At 63.6% G+C, this 15554-nt stretch carries 20 protein-coding genes; 13 read left to right on the forward strand and 7 right to left on the reverse strand.

Features of this window, described 5'->3' with window-relative positions:
• Positions 1–3: 3 nt before the first annotated feature.
• From sucD to mdh, 6 genes are all read right to left on the reverse strand, one after another.
• A complete protein-coding gene (gene sucD / locus ACU0B3_RS11940) occupies positions 4–885 on the reverse strand; it encodes a succinate--CoA ligase subunit alpha (RefSeq protein WP_446261080.1) in 882 nt (293 codons plus the stop codon).
• The gene (locus tag ACU0B3_RS11945; protein WP_446261081.1) at positions 870–1424 is read right to left on the reverse strand and encodes a hypothetical protein; all 555 of its coding nucleotides are present in this window, start codon (positions 1422–1424) and stop codon (positions 870–872) included. Before ACU0B3_RS11945 ends, sucD begins: the two co-directional genes overlap by 16 nt.
• Positions 1424–1552 (reverse strand): hypothetical protein, encoded by a 129-nt coding sequence (locus tag ACU0B3_RS11950; RefSeq protein ID WP_446261082.1) that lies wholly within the window; start codon positions 1550–1552, stop codon positions 1424–1426. Before ACU0B3_RS11950 ends, ACU0B3_RS11945 begins: the two co-directional genes overlap by 1 nt.
• 18 nt (positions 1553–1570) lie before the next feature.
• Positions 1571–1996: a hypothetical protein gene (locus tag ACU0B3_RS11955; RefSeq protein WP_446261083.1), complete on the reverse strand. Its 426-nt coding sequence runs from the start codon at positions 1994–1996 to the stop codon at positions 1571–1573.
• A 7-nt stretch (positions 1997–2003) separates the two neighbouring features.
• Positions 2004–3197 (reverse strand): ADP-forming succinate--CoA ligase subunit beta, encoded by a 1194-nt coding sequence (gene sucC / locus ACU0B3_RS11960; RefSeq protein WP_446261084.1) that lies wholly within the window; start codon positions 3195–3197, stop codon positions 2004–2006.
• Positions 3198–3394: 197 nt separating this feature from the next.
• Entirely contained in the window at positions 3395–4357 is a 963-nt protein-coding gene (gene mdh, locus ACU0B3_RS11965; RefSeq protein WP_446261085.1) for a malate dehydrogenase, read from the reverse strand.
• A 166-nt stretch (positions 4358–4523) separates the two neighbouring features.
• Between mdh and ACU0B3_RS11970 the strand changes: the two genes are divergently transcribed.
• On the forward strand, positions 4524–5276 hold the full coding sequence (locus tag ACU0B3_RS11970; RefSeq protein WP_446261086.1) for a sulfite exporter TauE/SafE family protein: 753 nt from the start codon (positions 4524–4526) through the stop codon (positions 5274–5276).
• Positions 5277–5278: 2 nt separating this feature from the next.
• Here the strand turns inward: ACU0B3_RS11970 and ACU0B3_RS11975 are convergent, their stop codons facing one another.
• Complete coding sequence (locus ACU0B3_RS11975; protein WP_446261087.1) at positions 5279–5587, reverse strand: hypothetical protein; 309 nt, start codon at positions 5585–5587, stop codon at positions 5279–5281.
• A gap of 304 nt (positions 5588–5891) precedes the next feature.
• Between ACU0B3_RS11975 and ACU0B3_RS11980 the strand changes: the two genes are divergently transcribed.
• The 12 genes from ACU0B3_RS11980 to ACU0B3_RS12035 all read left to right on the forward strand — a co-directional run bounded on the left by ACU0B3_RS11980 (position 5892) and on the right by ACU0B3_RS12035 (position 15528).
• Positions 5892–6773, forward strand: coding sequence for an HpcH/HpaI aldolase/citrate lyase family protein (locus ACU0B3_RS11980; RefSeq protein ID WP_446261088.1), 882 nt, complete (start codon positions 5892–5894; stop codon positions 6771–6773).
• Between the two features lie 4 nt (positions 6774–6777).
• Complete coding sequence (locus tag ACU0B3_RS11985) at positions 6778–7347, forward strand: NnrU family protein (RefSeq protein WP_446261089.1); 570 nt, start codon at positions 6778–6780, stop codon at positions 7345–7347.
• A 4-nt stretch (positions 7348–7351) separates the two neighbouring features.
• Complete coding sequence (locus ACU0B3_RS11990; RefSeq protein WP_446261090.1) at positions 7352–7555, forward strand: DUF1737 domain-containing protein; 204 nt, start codon at positions 7352–7354, stop codon at positions 7553–7555.
• Positions 7552–8580, forward strand: a complete 1029-nt coding sequence (locus ACU0B3_RS11995) for a MaoC family dehydratase (RefSeq protein WP_446261091.1) — start codon at positions 7552–7554, stop codon at positions 8578–8580. Before ACU0B3_RS11990 ends, ACU0B3_RS11995 begins: the two co-directional genes overlap by 4 nt.
• A gap of 57 nt (positions 8581–8637) precedes the next feature.
• Entirely contained in the window at positions 8638–9303 is a 666-nt protein-coding gene (locus tag ACU0B3_RS12000) for a DUF1194 domain-containing protein (RefSeq protein WP_446261092.1), read from the forward strand.
• Entirely contained in the window at positions 9300–10049 is a 750-nt protein-coding gene (locus ACU0B3_RS12005) for a DUF4344 domain-containing metallopeptidase (RefSeq protein WP_446261093.1), read from the forward strand. The genes ACU0B3_RS12000 and ACU0B3_RS12005 overlap by 4 nt, the downstream gene beginning before the upstream one ends.
• 139 nt (positions 10050–10188) lie before the next feature.
• Positions 10189–10572, forward strand: a complete 384-nt coding sequence (sdhC, locus tag ACU0B3_RS12010) for a succinate dehydrogenase, cytochrome b556 subunit (protein WP_446261094.1) — start codon at positions 10189–10191, stop codon at positions 10570–10572.
• Between the two features lie 9 nt (positions 10573–10581).
• Positions 10582–10953, forward strand: a complete 372-nt coding sequence (gene sdhD / locus ACU0B3_RS12015) for a succinate dehydrogenase, hydrophobic membrane anchor protein (protein WP_446261095.1) — start codon at positions 10582–10584, stop codon at positions 10951–10953.
• A gap of 12 nt (positions 10954–10965) precedes the next feature.
• Positions 10966–12771 carry a succinate dehydrogenase flavoprotein subunit gene (gene sdhA, locus ACU0B3_RS12020; protein WP_446261096.1) on the forward strand — a complete coding sequence of 602 codons (1806 nt, stop codon included), beginning with the start codon at positions 10966–10968 and terminating at the stop codon, positions 12769–12771.
• Complete coding sequence (locus ACU0B3_RS12025) at positions 12768–13088, forward strand: succinate dehydrogenase (protein WP_446261097.1); 321 nt, start codon at positions 12768–12770, stop codon at positions 13086–13088. Before sdhA ends, ACU0B3_RS12025 begins: the two co-directional genes overlap by 4 nt.
• Positions 13089–13143: 55 nt before the next feature.
• On the forward strand, positions 13144–13923 hold the full coding sequence (locus ACU0B3_RS12030; protein ID WP_446261098.1) for a succinate dehydrogenase iron-sulfur subunit: 780 nt from the start codon (positions 13144–13146) through the stop codon (positions 13921–13923).
• Between the two features lie 354 nt (positions 13924–14277).
• Complete coding sequence (locus ACU0B3_RS12035) at positions 14278–15528, forward strand: DEAD/DEAH box helicase (protein ID WP_446261099.1); 1251 nt, start codon at positions 14278–14280, stop codon at positions 15526–15528.
• Positions 15529–15554: the final 26 nt, after the last annotated feature.

The raw sequence follows: 15554 nt of genomic DNA on the forward strand, positions 1-15554 counted from the left end.
CTTTTACCCGATCGCTTCCAGCACCGCCTCGCCGAGCGTGGCGGGGCTGTCGGCGACGACGATGCCGGCGCTCTTCATGGCTTCGATCTTGCTCTCCGCGTCGCCCTGGCCGCCCGCGACGATAGCGCCTGCGTGGCCCATGCGGCGGCCCGGAGGCGCGGTGCGTCCAGCGATGAACCCAGCGGTGGGTTTCCAGCGGCCCTTCTTCTTTTCATCGGCGAGGAACTGCGCCGCCTCTTCCTCCGCGGTGCCGCCGATCTCGCCGATCATGATGATCGACTGCGTCTCGTCATCGGCGAGGAACATCTCGAGCACGTCGATGTGCTCGGTGCCTTTAATCGGGTCGCCGCCGATGCCAACCGCGGTCGATTGGCCGAGGCCGCTGTCCGCGGTCTGTTTGACCGCCTCGTAGGTGAGCGTGCCCGAACGGGACACAACGCCCACGCTGCCGCGCTTGTGGATGTGGCCGGGCATGATGCCGATCTTGCAGGCGTCGGGAGTGATGATGCCGGGGCAGTTGGGCCCGATGAGGCGCGACTTCGACCCCTCGAGCGCACGCTTGACGCGCATCATGTCGAGCACCGGGATGCCTTCGGTGATGCAGACGATGAGCGGCATCTGGGCGTCAATGGCCTCGAGGATCGAGTCGGCGGCAAAGGGCGGCGGCACGTAGATGACGCTCGCATTGGCATTGGTCGCGTGCATCGCTTCGTGCACGCTGTCGAACACGGGCAGGCCGATATGCTCCATCCCGCCTTTGCCCGGCGTCACGCCGCCGACCATCTTGGTGCCATAAGCGATGGCCTGTTCAGAGTGGAAGGTCCCCTGCGAGCCGGTAAGGCCCTGACAGATGACTTTGGTGTTTTCGTCTACGAGGACTGCCATTTGCGTGGCTCCTTATATTCAAATTTAACCACAGCGAGGTCACCGGTTTCTGCGAAGAGACCCAGAAGTCTTGGCGGCTCGGTTGCGATGTTTTCGAGGTGTTTCGGGATTCCGCCGGAAGAAAACGGCAAAACGGATTTTGTTTGTTCGGCGTCGGAGCGGAACCACACTTTTGCTGACAGCACTTTGCCATTTGGCGCATCAACGCGGCATTCACCGAACCCGAAGGCGACACCAGAGCCATGCTTGATGCGCATCGAAGGGAAAAGGATCCGTGCATCCTCCGCCTCCGAAAAAGCCCATGGCGCATGGGAGGCGACTGGCCAGACAAAGACGATTTCTCCGTCCCCGCCCACATTGCGAGCAAGCGCATTGGAGAAAGAGATCGCACAGGCAGTGCAAAAGTGGGCGATGCCGTCTTGGCAGCTTCCGTCATTCGTAAATTTCACGCCGATGGACGTCCCGGCGGACGCGCTGATTGACCCTGCCAACGTAGCCAGCAAAGCAAACCCAACCGCGATTTGCCGGAACATGCTCATCAGTCTTCGACCGCCTTGATGATTTTCGCAGCGCCAAGCGTGATGGCCTGTTCGGAGTGGAAGTTCTCCTTCAAGCCCGTCAGTCCCTGACCGAGGGCTTTGGTGGTTTCGTTTATAAGGACTGCCATTTTTGGCGGGCTCCTAGTTTACTTGTCGAGTCTTGCGGCGACACGGGTCAGCCCGTTGCCAGCGTTTTCGGTGCCGATGCCTACGCGCGTGCCCATCGGAATGTTTCCCTTCGCGGCCTGCATGGAAGCGTCGCTAAATCTGACGAGCAGTTCCGTCACAGGTGTCCGAGTGAGAAAGCGCAATGCACACCGCTGGCTGTTGATCCGCATCTGGCGGTCCTTGCGTGCGTTCACAAAAAGACCGCTCGCCGCGTCGTAGTCAAAGCCCTTGCGCTGCGCTTTGATCTGCGCTGCCTCGACACTTGTCTGGTAGGGGCCGTAGCAGATCGACGCAAAGAGCCGACCCGCCGCTTCGGCAGTCATCGCGTTTTTGCGCAAGGCTTCTGCCGAGGCCGCGGATGACCCGCAGATGGCCAGTGCCGTCAGGAGTGCAAGAGCTTTCATCGCCCGGTCAGCCTTTGACAGCCTTCACGATCTTCTCGGCGCCATCCTTGAGGTCGTCGGCGGCGATCACGTCCACGTCGCTGTCGTTGATGATGCGCTTGCCTTCCTCGACGTTGGTGCCTTCGAGGCGTACGACGAGGGGGACTTGCAGGCCGACTTCCTTAACCGCGGCGACCACGCCTTCGGCGATCACGTCGCAGCGCATGATACCGCCAAAGATGTTGACAAGGATGCCTTTGACGTTCGGGTCAGAGGTGATGATCTTGAACGCCTCGGTCACTTTCTCCTTCGTCGCGCCGCCGCCGACGTCGAGGAAGTTCGCAGGCTCCGCGCCGTAGAGCTTGATGATGTCCATCGTCGCCATGGCGAGGCCCGCGCCGTTGACCATGCAGCCGATCTCACCGTCGAGCGCGATGTAGTTGAGGTCGTACTTGGACGCCTCCAGCTCCTTGGGGTCTTCCTCGGTCACGTCGCGCAGCTCGGCGATGTCGTTGTGGCGGTAGATGGCGTTGCCGTCGAAGCTGACCTTGGCGTCGAGCACCTTCAGATCGCCGCTGGCGGTGATGATCAGCGGGTTGATCTCGAGCATCTCCATGTCCTTCTCGAGGAAGGCGCGGTATAGCGTGCCCATCAGCTTGACGCATTGTTTGACCTGACCGCCCTTGAGGCCGAGGCTGAACGCGATGCGGCGTCCGTGGAAGGGTTGGTAGCCCGTCGCCGGATCGACACTGAAGGACAGGATCTTTTCGGGCGTGCTTTCAGCGACTTCCTCGATGTCCATGCCGCCCTCGGTGGAGGCAACAAAGCTGACGCGCGAGGTCTGACGGTCGACGAGGAGGGCGAGGTAGAGCTCGCTCTCGATGCCCGAGCCGTCTTCGATGTAGATGCGGTTGACCTGTTTGCCGGCCTCGCCGGTCTGCTTGGTCACCAGCGTACGGCCGAGCATGCGCTTGGCCTCATCGGCGGCTTCTGAGGCGGATTTGGCGAGGCGCACGCCGCCCTTTTCGCCCGCGTCGGCTTCCTTGAACGTGCCCTTGCCGCGGCCGCCGGCGTGGATCTGCGCCTTGACCACCCAGAGCGGTCCGTCGAGCTCGCCCGCGGCGGTCTTGGCCTCGTCAGCCTTCTTGACCACGCGCCCGTCAGAGACCGGAGCGCCGTAGGACCGCAACAGCGCCTTGGCCTGGTATTCATGGATGTTCATGGAGCCATTTCCGTTTTGTATACCGTTGGCCTCACTAAACAGGGTTGCGGCCCTTGCGCATGCCAAATCGGGCGAGGCCCGGTGATCTGCGCAAAAATGTGCCGATATGTGATCACACGTTGAAAAAGTGTGATCACAAAATGAAAAACCCCGGCCGTTGGGCCGGGGATTTCCTCATCACAGCGACTCGTTTGCGATCAGGCGAGCGTCTCGTCGATGCCTTTGCACGCCTCCACGAGGCCTTTGACCGCGTCGACCGACTTGTCGAACATCGCCTGCTCGTCTTTCGAGAGCGAGATGTTGACCACGCGCTCGATGCCGCCTGCGCCGATCACGGTCGGCACGCCGACGTAAAAGCCGTCGAGCCCATAGGCACCGTCCACGTAGGCCGCGCAAGGCAGGACGCGCTTTTGGTCCTTGAGGTAGGCTTCGGCCATCTCGATAGCGGAGGTCGCCGGGGCGTAGTAGGCGGAGCCGGTTTTCAGGAGGCCCACGATCTCGGCGCCGCCATCACGGGTGCGCTGCACGATCGCGTCGAGCTTGTCCTTGGTGGTCCAGCCCATGTCCACGAGGTCCGGGAGCGGGATGCCTGCGACGGTCGAGTACCGCGTCAGCGGCACCATCGTGTCGCCATGCCCGCCGAGAACGAAGGCCGTCACGTCCTTCATCGACACGTCAAACTCGAGGCTCAGGAAGTGGCGGAAGCGCGCGCTGTCGAGCACGCCCGCCATCCCGCAGACCTTGGCGTGCGGGAGGCCGGAGAATTCGCGCAGCGCCCAGACCATCGCGTCGAGCGGGTTGGTGATGCAGATCACGAAGGCGTCCGGGCAGTTGTCGCGGATGCCTTCGCCCACGGACTTCATCACCTTGAGGTTGATGCCGAGCAGGTCGTCGCGGCTCATGCCGGGTTTGCGCGGCACGCCGGCGGTCACGATGCAGACGTCGGCGCCTGCAATGTCGGCGTAGTCCTGTGTCCCGGAGAGCGCGGCGTCAAAGCCTTCGGACGGGCCGGATTCCGCGAGATCGAGCGCTTTGCCCTGCGGCACGCCTTCGGCGATGTCGAAGAGCACAACGTCGCCCAGCTCCTTGAGCGCGGCGAGGTGGGCGAGGGTGCCCCCGATTTGACCGGCGCCGATGAGCGCGATTTTGGGTCTGGCCATGGGATGTCTGTCCTTTGGTTTGACTTCGGCTTTTGCTGCCCTACGCGACGCGCTCCGCGCGCGCAAGTGCTGCGGGTGCAGCATAGACGGCTCTCGGGTGGCTGGCCTTTCGCGAGGGAGCGGCGTAATTCTGCTGCATCTCAACTGAATTCAGGCAGGTTTTGCGATGGAGCTCAGCTGGACATTCCTTGCCATTGCCGGGCCGGCCGTCGTCTTCGCGGGCATTTCCAAGGGAGGCTTTGGCTCGGGCGCGGCGTTCGCGGCGGCCTCGATTCTGGCACTGGTGATCGAGCCCGGTCAGGCGCTCGGGATCATGCTGCCGCTCTTGATGTTGATCGATGCGTTGACGCTGCGCCCTTACTGGCGGCAGTGGGATTGGGCGGCGGCGCGGGTGATGATCGCGGCGGGCCTGCCCGGCGTCGCGCTGGGCGCGGTGTTCTACCAATGGGCGTCAGCCGATGCGATCCGGCTGGTGATCGGGGGGATGTCGCTGCTCTACGTCGCCAGCCAGCTCAAGCGGATCATCGCGCCCGAGCCGCCGGAGCGGCGCAAGCTGCCGCTGTGGGTTGGGGCGCTTGCGGGGTGTGTGACGGGATTTACCAGCTTTGTCAGCCATGCCGGAGGGCCTCCGGCAGCGGTTTACCTGCTGTCGCTGGGGCTGTCGAAGACGGCCTATCAGGCGTCGTCGGTGCTGATCTTCTGGGCGATCAACATCTTCAAATTCGTGCCCTATGCCTTTCTGGGCATCTTCACGCTCGACACGGCAAAAGCCAACGTGGTGCTGGCGCCGTTCGCGGTTTTGGGAACGTTTCTCGGGGTTTGGCTGCACCGGAAGATCCCGGAGCGCGCCTTTTTTCTCGTCGCCTTCAGCCTGCTCACCGTGACGGGTGGCAAGCTGATCTGGGACGCCTTGACCTAACCTCAGGCGTCGTCGCTCTTGGCAGGCAGCGCCTCGGCAAGCGTCTCGTACGCCTGACCGCTGGCCACGAGGCAGGCGATCCCGTTCGGCGAGGTCACAGTGATGGTCCAGGTGCCGGTCTCGTCCGAGGCAAACACCTCGATCACGGCGTTGTTGGAGCCGAGGCCAATGGACTGACGAGTCTCGCCGTAGCGGTCCGCCAGACGTTCGACGACGGCCTCGCGCGGCGCGCAATTGGCACGGGTCTGTGCCGAGGCGGTCGCAGCACCAATTACAAGACCTGCTGCCAGGATGAGAGTGAAAATACGCATGACCCAACTCCTATGACTGGGCGGGGGCTGCGCGTTTGGCCAGGCGTGACGGCAGACCCCGGTGGGGTGTCTGAACTGAGGCGTCAGTCTCCCCGAAGTCTGCGGCGGCCATGCCGCGCGGGGCCTCCCACTGCGCTGTGTTGTTGGAACAAACGTCCAGTATATCCCGTCAAAACGAGGTTAACGCAGCGTCCGTTCCACAGAATATTTCTGTATTTCTGCAATGCGGCGAAAATAGGGTTGAATTATCTGCAAAGTTTGGCGCATGACAGCGCAAGAAAATTATCCTCGCGGAGGTTTTGCAGTGCGTGACGCCCATCCCTATCGCTCGGTCCTCTACTTGCCTGCGTCCAACAGCCGGGCGCTGGACAAGGCGCGCAATCTGGCCGCTGATGCCATCATCTTCGACCTAGAGGACGCGGTGGCGCCGGGTCAGAAGGAGACGGCCCGCGATGTTCTGGCGGCCGAGCTCAAGGCCGGAGGCTACGCGCCGCGCCGCCGGATCGTGCGGATCAACGACTCCGAAACGCCCTGGCACGCCGAAGACGTGGCAGCCGTGCGGGAGATGGACTGCGACGCGGTCCTTCTTCCCAAGGTGAACCGCCCATTTGACATCGAAACGCTGGCCGAGGCGCTTCCTGGCGTGACGCTCTGGGCGATGATCGAAACCGCAGAGGGTGTGATGAACGCGCAATCTATCGCGCAGGCGCATCCGCAGCTGGGGGGATTTGTGCTTGGCACCAATGACCTGGCCAAGGAGCTGGGCTGCCGCCCGCGCGCCGACCGTCTGCCGCTGATGCAGTCGCTACAGATGGCGCTCCTGGCTGCGCGGGCTGCGGGGCTGGTGGCGGTCGACGGGGTGTTCAACGCGTTCCGCGACACGGACGGACTGGCAGAGGAGTGCCGGCAGGGGCTCGACCTCGGCTTCGATGGAAAGACGCTGATTCACCCCGCGCAGCTCGAGACGGCCAACGACATCTTCTCACCAACGGCGGACGACATCGCGCTTGCAGAGCGGCAGATCGCGGCCTTTGAGGAAGTCACCGCGGCAGGCGGTGGCGTGGCGGTTGTTGACGGGCGGATCGTGGAGAACCTACACGTGGCGCAGGCCAAAGTGACGCTGGGCAAGGCGAAGGCGATCGCCGAGCTCAAGGCAGCCACCGAGGCATCAGCCGCAGCGGAGTAACCCCATGGTTCTTATCATTTTTGGCATTCTGGAATGGTCCATCGTCCACTGGCTGCGGCGCCTTTTTCCCAAAGTGCGCCAACAGCTCTTTGAGGGGATGGGCGAAGGCGCGCGTGGCGTCATCTCGATCCTCCTCGTGGGTGCAGTGGTGTTGATGGTGCTGGGCTATCGGAGTGCCGACTTCGTGCCGGTGTGGGAGCCGCCAACGTTCTTCACGCACATAAACAACCTTTTGATGCTGCTCGCCTTTTACTGCTTTGGCGCATCTGCGGCGAGGCCGGCCAAGGTCTGGCTCGGCACCAAGCTGCGCCATCCGCAGCTTACGGGCTTCAAGATTTGGGCGGTCGCGCACCTTTTGGTCAACGGGGATCTTGCGTCGATCCTGCTCTTTGGTGGCCTCCTCGCCTGGGCCGTCATCAGCGTCATTCTCATCAACAAGGCCGAAGGCTCCTGGACGCCGCCCCCGCAAGCGCCGGTCAAGAAAGAGATCACGCTGATCGTCATCACGCTGGTGCTCTACGCGCTCGTCTCGGCGGTGCACATCTGGCTCGGCGTCTCGCCGTTTGGAGGGTAACGCCATGAAAGCCTACAGATTTCTGACTGCCGACGACACCTCCGCCTTTTGCCACAAGGTCACCGAAGCGCTCTCCAAAGGGTGGGAGCTTTACGGCGACCCAACCTACGCCCACGACGCCGCCAACGGCGTGATGCGTTGCGGGCAGGCGGTGACCAAGGACGTGCCGGGTGACTACGACCCCGAGACCAGGCTGGGAAACCTATGACCAAGACGAACGCAGGCCGCTTTTTCGAGGATTACGCGCCGGGGCAGGTGATCCACCACGCCGTGCCGCGCACAATCAAGATGGGCGAGCGGGCGCTCTACCACGCGCTCTACCCGGCGCGGCATGCGCTTTATTCGTCGGACCAGTTCGCGCAAGCCTGCGGCCTGCCCTTCTCGCCGCTCGACGACATGATCGCGTTTCACGTGGTCTTCGGGAAGACGGTGCCGGATGTGTCGCTGAACGCGGTCGCCAACCTCGGCTATGCGGAAGGGCGCTGGCTCGTGCCAGTCTGGCCGGGGGATACCCTGCGCTCCGTGTCCGAGGTGATCGGGGTCAAGGAGAACTCCAACGGGAAGACGGGCGTCGTCTGGGTGCGCACGAGGGGCCTCAACCAGCACAACGAGGAAGTCCTCAGCTACGTCCGTTGGGTGATGGTGCGCAAACGCGATGCCTCAAGCGCAGCGCCCGAGACGGTGATCCCGGAGCTTGCGAAGGTGGTGGACCCATCCGATCTGGTGCTGCCGAAGGGGCTGCATTTCGACAATTACGACTTCACGCTGGCAGGCGAGGCGCACCGCTGGGACGACTACGACGTGGGCGAAAAGATCGACCACGTGGACGGTGTCACGGTCGAAGAGGCCGAGCACATGATGGCGACGCGCCTTTGGCAGAACACGGCCAAGGTGCATTTCGACGCGACGGTGCGGCCCGATGGCTCCCGCCTCATCTACGGTGGGCACGTGATCTCGCTCGCGCGCACACTCAGCTTTAACGGGCTAGCGAATGCGCAGATGGTTGTGGCGCTGAATGGTGGCGCGCATGTGAACCCCTGCACGTCGGGTATGACCGTGCGGGCGTGGTCGGAAGTGCTTGATAAAGCTGAGACGTCCGTCCCATCCGTGGGCGCCTTGCGCTTGCGTCTGGTGGCCACGACTGGCGCGCCATTTGCCCTGCGCGGTGAGGATGGGAAGTACCTTCCGGAGGTGCTTCTCGACCTCGATTACTGGGCGCTGATCCCCCGCTAGACGCATGCTGACCGAGACGTGACTGGCGCGCCGGGTGCCGGCTGGTACGGTGCGCTCATGCTTCGCGCCGCGCTCCTCTCTGCCTGCCTCGCCACGCCCGTCGCTGCCTGCGATCTGGCGCTGGCGCTCGCTGTGGACGTGTCGGGCTCCGTCGACAGCCGGGAGTACGCGACGCAGATGCAAGGGCTTGCCACCGCCTTGCGCGATAGCCGCATCGCGGAGGCGCTGCTGGAGGCCGAGGCCATGGTCACGCTGGTGCAATGGTCGGGCGACACGCGACACCGCACAACGATCCCGTGGACGCAGATGCGGAGCTATGCGGATGTGCTGGCCCTCGCGGAACGCGTGGCGTCGGACAGGCGCGTCTGGCGCAATTACTCCACCGCCATCGGCGAGGCGCTGCTGCACACGGCGCAGAGTTTCGACCAAGTGCCAGAGTGCCGGCGCCGCATCATCGACGTCTCGGGTGACGGTCCCTCGAACGAAGGGCGCGCGCCGCATCGGCTCCGCGAGTTTCTCACCGCACGCGGCATCACCGTCAACGCACTTGCCATCGAGACCGACGATGTGGACCTCACGGGGTACTTCTTCGAAAACGTCATCCACGGCTCGGGCGCTTTTGTCGTGACAGCGGAGGGGTTTGACCAGTATCCCGCTCGCATACGTCAAAAGCTGCTGCGCGAGATCACGCGGCAGGTGTCGGCATGGGAGGGGACGCGATGAAATATGTGATGGCAGCGCTCTGCGCGCTCGGCCTTGCCGGGCCGGCGCAGGCCGAGTTCGACCCGAACGCCAGCGAAAGCGCGCACCTCTTTGTCGAGGACAATCTGCTTGGCATCTTTTACCACGAGCTGGGTCATGCCCTGATCCACATTCTCGACCTGCCGATCTACGGACAGGAAGAGGACGCCGCCGACGTCGCCTCCATCTACCTCATCGACGCGTTCTTCGACGAGGAAACCGCGGTCGCCATGGCCTACAACACCGCATTCGGGTTCCTGGCGGAGGCCGAGGAGACCGGCGACGACATCGCGTGGTGGGGCGAGCATGGCCCTGATTTGCAACGCTATTACAACCTCGTCTGCCTCTTTTATGGCGCGAACCCCGACGAGCGGGACGACGTCGCCGAAGAGCTTGGCCTGCCCGAGGAGCGCGCCGAGATCTGTCCCGACGAGTACGACCAGGCCGCCCGCAGCTGGGGCGCCGCGCTCGACAGCGTCGTGGGCAGTGGCAGCTCTGTCGTGTTCGTCGATGCAGAGCACGAAACGCCCGGCGCCCTCTTCACCGCCGACGTCATCGCCACCGAAGTCGACGCACTCAACGAAGAGTTCGATCTGCCCGGCACACTCACGGTGCGCGTGGAATCGTGCGGCGAGGCTAACGCGTTTTACGATCTCGACGAGGTGGCGATCGTCATGTGCACCGAGTTCACGGACGCGCTCGCCGTCATGGCTGAGGACTTTATGTGATCACAGAAATTTTTGAGTGATCACAAAATTCTCTCGCAAGTGCAGAATCTGCCAAATCGCGGCAATTCGTCCGTGAAACCCGCGTGACACGTCGTGCGTATGCAGTACAGTGGCGCGCGGAACCGAATGGAAAGACACGATGGCTGACGTAAACCGGGGCAACCGCCCTCTCTCTCCGCATTTGCAGGTATATCGCCCACAGCTGAACTCGATCACGTCGATCCTGACGCGGATCACAGGCAATGCGCTGCTTGTCGGCGCGCTGCTGGTGGTCTGGTGGTTCATCGCGGCAGCCACATCGGAGGCCGCGTTTGCCACCGCCAATGCTGTGATCACAAGCTGGTTTGGTGATCTCGTGATGTTCGGGTCGGTCTGGGCACTTTGGTACCACACGCTTGCCGGGGTGCGGCACTTGATCTGGGATCAGGTCAAAATGCTCGAAATGGACAGAGCCGATATGCTGGGCTGGATCGTCGTGGGCGGCTCGGTGGTTTTGACAATCCTGACCGTCATCGCTGTGTGAGGAGCTGACATGCGCTATCTGACCGACCGCAAACGCGCCACCGGCCTCGGCTCCGCCAAATCGGGCGTGCATCACTTCTGGGCGATGAAGGTGTCTTCGGTTGCTCTCCTGATCCTCGTTCCACTCTTTGTGTTCACATTCGGCGCGGCTCTCGGCGGCTCTTACGAAGAGGTCACCGCCTATTATGCGCGCCCCTTCCCGGCCATCGTAGCGGCGCTGACCATTGCGGTCAGCATGATGCACTTCAAGGACGGTGTGCAGACGCTGATCGAGGACTATGTGCATGGGGACCTGCAGAAATTCCTTTTGATCGGCATGATCTGCCTCAGCTACGCGATGGCGGCTGTGGGCGTCTTTGCCGTCGTCAAACTTGCGCTCTGAGGAGGACGCGACATGGCAGCATATGACTACGAGACGCATGAATATGACGTCGTGGTTGTGGGGGCAGGCGGCGCCGGTCTTCGCGCGACGCTCGGCATGGCAGAACAGGGCTTGCGCACGGCTTGCGTGACCAAGGTGTTCCCGACCCGCTCGCACACTGTGGCGGCGCAGGGCGGCATCGCGGCATCGCTCTCGAACATGGGGCCCGACCACTGGCAGTGGCACATGTACGACACCGTGAAAGGCTCGGACTGGCTCGGTGACACCGACGCGATGGAGTATCTCGCACGCGAGGCACCCAAGGCGGTCTACGAGCTTGAGCATTACGGCGTGCCATTTTCGCGCACCGAAGAGGGCAAGATCTACCAGCGTCCCTTCGGCGGTCACACCACCGAGTTTGGTGAGGGCCCCCCGGTGCAGCGCACCTGCGCCGCCGCCGACCGCACGGGTCACGCGATCCTGCACACGCTTTACGGCCAGTCGCTCAAAAACAACGCCGAGTTCTACATCGAGTATTTTGCCATTGACCTTTTGATGAGCGACGACGGTGTCTGCAACGGCGTGCTTTGCTGGAAGCTTGACGACGGCACGATGCACGTCTTCTCGGCCAAGATGGTCGTGCTGGCGACGGGCGGCTATGGCCGCGCGTACTTCTCCGCCACCTCAGCGCACACATGCACGGGGGACGGCGGCGGCATGACGGCCCGCGCGGGTCTGCCGCTGCAGGACATGGAGTTCGTCCAGTTCCACCCCACCGGCATCTATGGCTCGGGCTGCCTTATCACTGAAGGCGCACGGGGCGAGGGCGGGTACCTCACCAACTCCGAAGGCGAGCGGTTCATGGAGCGCTATGCGCCCACGTACAAGGACCTCGCCTCCCGCGACGTGGTCTCGCGCTGCATGACAATGGAAATCCGCGAAGGGCGCGGCGTGGGCAAGGAGGGGGATCACATCCACCTCAATCTCTCGCACCTGCCGCCGGACACGCTAGCCGAGCGCCTGCCGGGCATCTCGGAATCCGCGCGCATCTTTGCGGGTGTCGACGTCACCAAGGAGCCGATCCCGGTGCTCCCGACGGTGCACTACAACATGGGCGGTATCCCGACGAACTACTGGGGTGAGGTGCTTGCCCCGACGAAGGACAACGAGGACCGCGTCGCGCCGGGCCTCATGGCCGTGGGTGAGGCGGGCTGCGCCTCGGTGCATGGCGCCAACCGGCTGGGCTCGAACTCGCTGATCGACCTTGTGGTCTTCGGCCGTGCCGCCGCGATCCGCGCCGCCGAAGTGGTGGACGCCAAGGCCGCTGTGCCGACGCCGCAGAAATCCGCGATAGAGGCGGCGTTCTCCCGTTTCGACGGGCTGCGCTACGCCAAGGGCCACGTCCCGACCGCCGAGCTGCGCCTCGAGATGCAAAAGACAATGCAGCAGGACGCCGCCGTTTTCCGCACCGACAAGACGCTCGCCGATGGCATGGAAAAGATGGACGGCGTCGCCGGCAAACTTACGGACGTGAGCGTGACCGACACGTCGCTGATCTGGAACTCCGACCTGATGGAGACGCTGGAGCTCACCAACCTGATGCCCAACGCGCTTGCCACGATCAAAGCCGCGGAGGCACGGAAGGAGAGCCGGGGTGCCCACGCGCACGAGGATTACCCCGACCGCGACGACGAGAACTGGCGCAAGCACAGTCTCGTCTGGTTCCAGGGCTCCAAGGCGTCGCTCGGCTACCGCGGCGTACACCTGCAACAGCTCACCAGCCACAACGACGGCGGTATCGACCCCAAGAAGATCGCGCCGAAAGCGCGGGTCTATTGATCCGAGGCCTGGCGGTGGTGGCGATCCTTGCGCTCTCGGCCTGCTCTGCCGTGCAAGAGACGGCAGACGGGCTGGCGCGGGCGCAGGCCAAGGACACGGTCAACGGGATCGTTGCCGACCGCCTGCCGGGGGTGAACGTGTCCGCGGTCACCGACTGCATCATTGACGCGGCCTCGGCGCAGGAAATTCTGCGCATCGCCAGTGCCAGCGTAACAGGCGACACGTCGGACATTCCGTCGCTGGTGCTCGACATCGCGCAAAGGCCAGAGGCGGTGGAGTGCATCGCCGCCGCGCAGCTTCGGAGTTTTCAGCTGTGAGCGGCGCAAAACGACTGACGCCTGATAGGGCGCCCGAGATTGGAAAGGACAACTGATGGTACAGCTGAGGCTTCCCAAGAATTCGCGTATCCGCACAGGCAAGACCTGGCCCAAGCCCGAGGGCGCCAACAACTTGCGCAAGTTCGAGATCTACCGCTGGAACCCCGATGACGGGGAGAACCCGCGCGTCGACACCTACTGGGTCGACATGGACAACTGCGGCCCGATGGTTCTGGACGCGCTGATCAAGATCAAGAATGAGATCGATCCGACGCTTACCTTTCGCCGGTCCTGCCGCGAGGGGATTTGCGGGTCCTGCGCGATGAACATCGACGGGATCAACACGCTTGCCTGCATCTACGGCACCGACGAGGTGAAGGGTGATGTGAAGATCTACCCGCTCCCGCACATGCCGGTGGTCAAGGACCTGATCCCGGACCTCACGCACTTCTACGCGCAACACGCGTCGATCATGCCGTGGCTCGAGACCAAGACCAACCGCCCCGCCAAGGAGTGGAAGCAGTCGATCGAGGACCGCAAGAAGCTCGATGGGCTCTATGAGTGCGTGATGTGCGCGTCTTGCTCGACGTCGTGCCCATCTTACTGGTGGAACGGGGACAAGTACCTTGGGCCGGCAGCGCTTCTGCACGCCTACCGCTGGATCATCGACAGCCGCGACGAGGCGACGGGCGAGAGGCTGGACCAGCTGGAAGATCCGTTCAAGCTCTACCGCTGTCACACGATCATGAACTGCACCAAGACGTGTCCCAAGGGCCTTAACCCGGCCAAGTCGATTGCCGAGATCAAGAAGCTGATGGTGGAGCGCGCGGTTTAGCAGTGGTTTCGGGGGCTTTGCCCCCGACCCACAAAATCTTCTTGCGAAGATTTTGTGGTTCTCCCCCAAGGTATTTGAAAACCAGAGAAGTTAGGGTCTCGACCTGCGGGACACCCTTGACCTTTGCCGCGCCGCAGCGCATGTGACGTCTGTCAGGTGTTTGCCCCGCCGCGTGAGCGGGCCGGCCGCAGGAGCGCGCCCCAACCATCCGGCATATCTTGTTCCCACATCACGCATGGGGTCGGGCAGTGCGACCAGCGTGCCTCACATCCGGTGAGGGCGCGAGGGCCTGCCAACACATGCTGACCGCTGTGCGGGTGGCGGGCGCAGGAGCTGCGCCGGAAAGAGACGATTTTGACTGATTTTACACAGCTTGGCCTGACCGAGAAGCTGGTGACGCGCCTAACAGAGGCGGGGCTGACCACGCCAACACCGATCCAGGAGCAGGCCATTCCGTATGCGCTCGAAGGGCGCGACATCATGGGGCTGGCGCAGACTGGCACCGGCAAGACGGCGGCCTTTGGGCTGCCGATGGCGCAGCGGATGCTGGCCAGATCGCGCAAGGCTGCGCCGAAGAGCGCGCAGGGGCTGGTGCTTGCGCCAACCCGCGAGCTTGCCAAGCAAATTCGCGACAACCTGATGGATTACGTCAGCGGCGCGCATCTGCGCGTGGGGCTTGTCGTCGGTGGCCAGTCGATCAACGCGCAGGCGCAGCGGATGATGCGCGGCGTGCATATCCTGGTGGCGACGCCGGGCCGGCTGCTCGACCTGATGGACCGCGGTGCGGTTACGCTGGAGGCCACGGAGTTTCTGGTGCTCGACGAGGCGGACCAGATGCTCGACATGGGGTTCATTCACGACCTGCGCAAGATCGCGCGGGCGCTGCCCGAGAAGCGCCAGACGCTGCTTTTCTCGGCCACGATGCCGAAGCTGATGGAAGAGATCGCCGGCGCGTTTCTCGATGACCCGGTCAAGGTGCAGGTCTCCCCGCCGGGCAAGGCGGTGGACAAGATCGACCAGTCGATCCACTTCGTCACCCAGCCGCACAAGCGCGAGCTCTTGATCGAGCTGCTGGATGCGCACCGCGAGGAGTTGGCGCTGGTCTTTGCCCGCACCAAACACGGCGCGGAAAAGCTGAAGAAGTCGCTCGAGGCGGCGGGGTATGCCGCAGGCTCGATCCACGGGAACAAGAGCCAGGGCCAGCGCGACCGTGCGCTGAAGGCGTTCCGCGAGGGCGAGCTCAAGGTGCTTGTGGCGACGGACGTGGCGGCGCGCGGGATCGACATCCCGGACGTGCGGCACGTCTACAACTTTGACCTGCCGAACGTGCCGGACAATTACGTGCATCGCATCGGGCGGACCGCCCGTGCGGGTGCCGATGGCCGGGCGGTGGCGTTCTGTGCGCCGGACGAGGCGGGCGCGCTGCGCGACATTCAGCGCGTGATGAAACTCGACATTCCCGTGGCCAGCGGCACGCCCTGGCCGGGGGTGGAGCCCGCGGGTCGCAAGGGGCGCGGCAAGCCGCAAGGTGGACGCCCGGGCGAGAGCAAGCCGTCGAACCGGCGCCGCCGCCGCCGTCCCCAGCGCAAGCAAAAGGCGGCGTGACGGGGCTTGCGCCTTATGACCCGATG

The organism is Pseudaestuariivita sp. (assembly GCF_052825805.1).

Coding starts and splice junctions, on each gene's coding strand:
- sdhA (WP_446261096.1), top strand. CDS start 10,966: ATGGCAGCATATGACTACGAGACGCATGAATATGACGTCGTGGTTGTG.
- ACU0B3_RS11970 (WP_446261086.1), top strand. CDS start 4,524: ATGGAGCTCAGCTGGACATTCCTTGCCATTGCCGGGCCGGCCGTCGTC.
- sdhC (WP_446261094.1), top strand. CDS start 10,189: ATGGCTGACGTAAACCGGGGCAACCGCCCTCTCTCTCCGCATTTGCAG.
- sdhD (WP_446261095.1), top strand. CDS start 10,582: ATGCGCTATCTGACCGACCGCAAACGCGCCACCGGCCTCGGCTCCGCC.
- mdh (WP_446261085.1), bottom strand. CDS start 4,357: ATGGCCAGACCCAAAATCGCGCTCATCGGCGCCGGTCAAATCGGGGGC.
- ACU0B3_RS12030 (WP_446261098.1), top strand. CDS start 13,144: ATGGTACAGCTGAGGCTTCCCAAGAATTCGCGTATCCGCACAGGCAAG.
- ACU0B3_RS11955 (WP_446261083.1), bottom strand. CDS start 1,996: ATGAAAGCTCTTGCACTCCTGACGGCACTGGCCATCTGCGGGTCATCC.
- ACU0B3_RS11995 (WP_446261091.1), top strand. CDS start 7,552: ATGACCAAGACGAACGCAGGCCGCTTTTTCGAGGATTACGCGCCGGGG.
- ACU0B3_RS11985 (WP_446261089.1), top strand. CDS start 6,778: ATGGTTCTTATCATTTTTGGCATTCTGGAATGGTCCATCGTCCACTGG.
- sucC (WP_446261084.1), bottom strand. CDS start 3,197: ATGAACATCCATGAATACCAGGCCAAGGCGCTGTTGCGGTCCTACGGC.
- ACU0B3_RS11975 (WP_446261087.1), bottom strand. CDS start 5,587: ATGCGTATTTTCACTCTCATCCTGGCAGCAGGTCTTGTAATTGGTGCT.
- ACU0B3_RS11950 (WP_446261082.1), bottom strand. CDS start 1,552: ATGGCAGTCCTTATAAACGAAACCACCAAAGCCCTCGGTCAGGGACTG.
- ACU0B3_RS11990 (WP_446261090.1), top strand. CDS start 7,352: ATGAAAGCCTACAGATTTCTGACTGCCGACGACACCTCCGCCTTTTGC.
- ACU0B3_RS11945 (WP_446261081.1), bottom strand. CDS start 1,424: ATGAGCATGTTCCGGCAAATCGCGGTTGGGTTTGCTTTGCTGGCTACG.
- ACU0B3_RS12005 (WP_446261093.1), top strand. CDS start 9,300: ATGAAATATGTGATGGCAGCGCTCTGCGCGCTCGGCCTTGCCGGGCCG.
- sucD (WP_446261080.1), bottom strand. CDS start 885: ATGGCAGTCCTCGTAGACGAAAACACCAAAGTCATCTGTCAGGGCCTT.
- ACU0B3_RS12000 (WP_446261092.1), top strand. CDS start 8,638: ATGCTTCGCGCCGCGCTCCTCTCTGCCTGCCTCGCCACGCCCGTCGCT.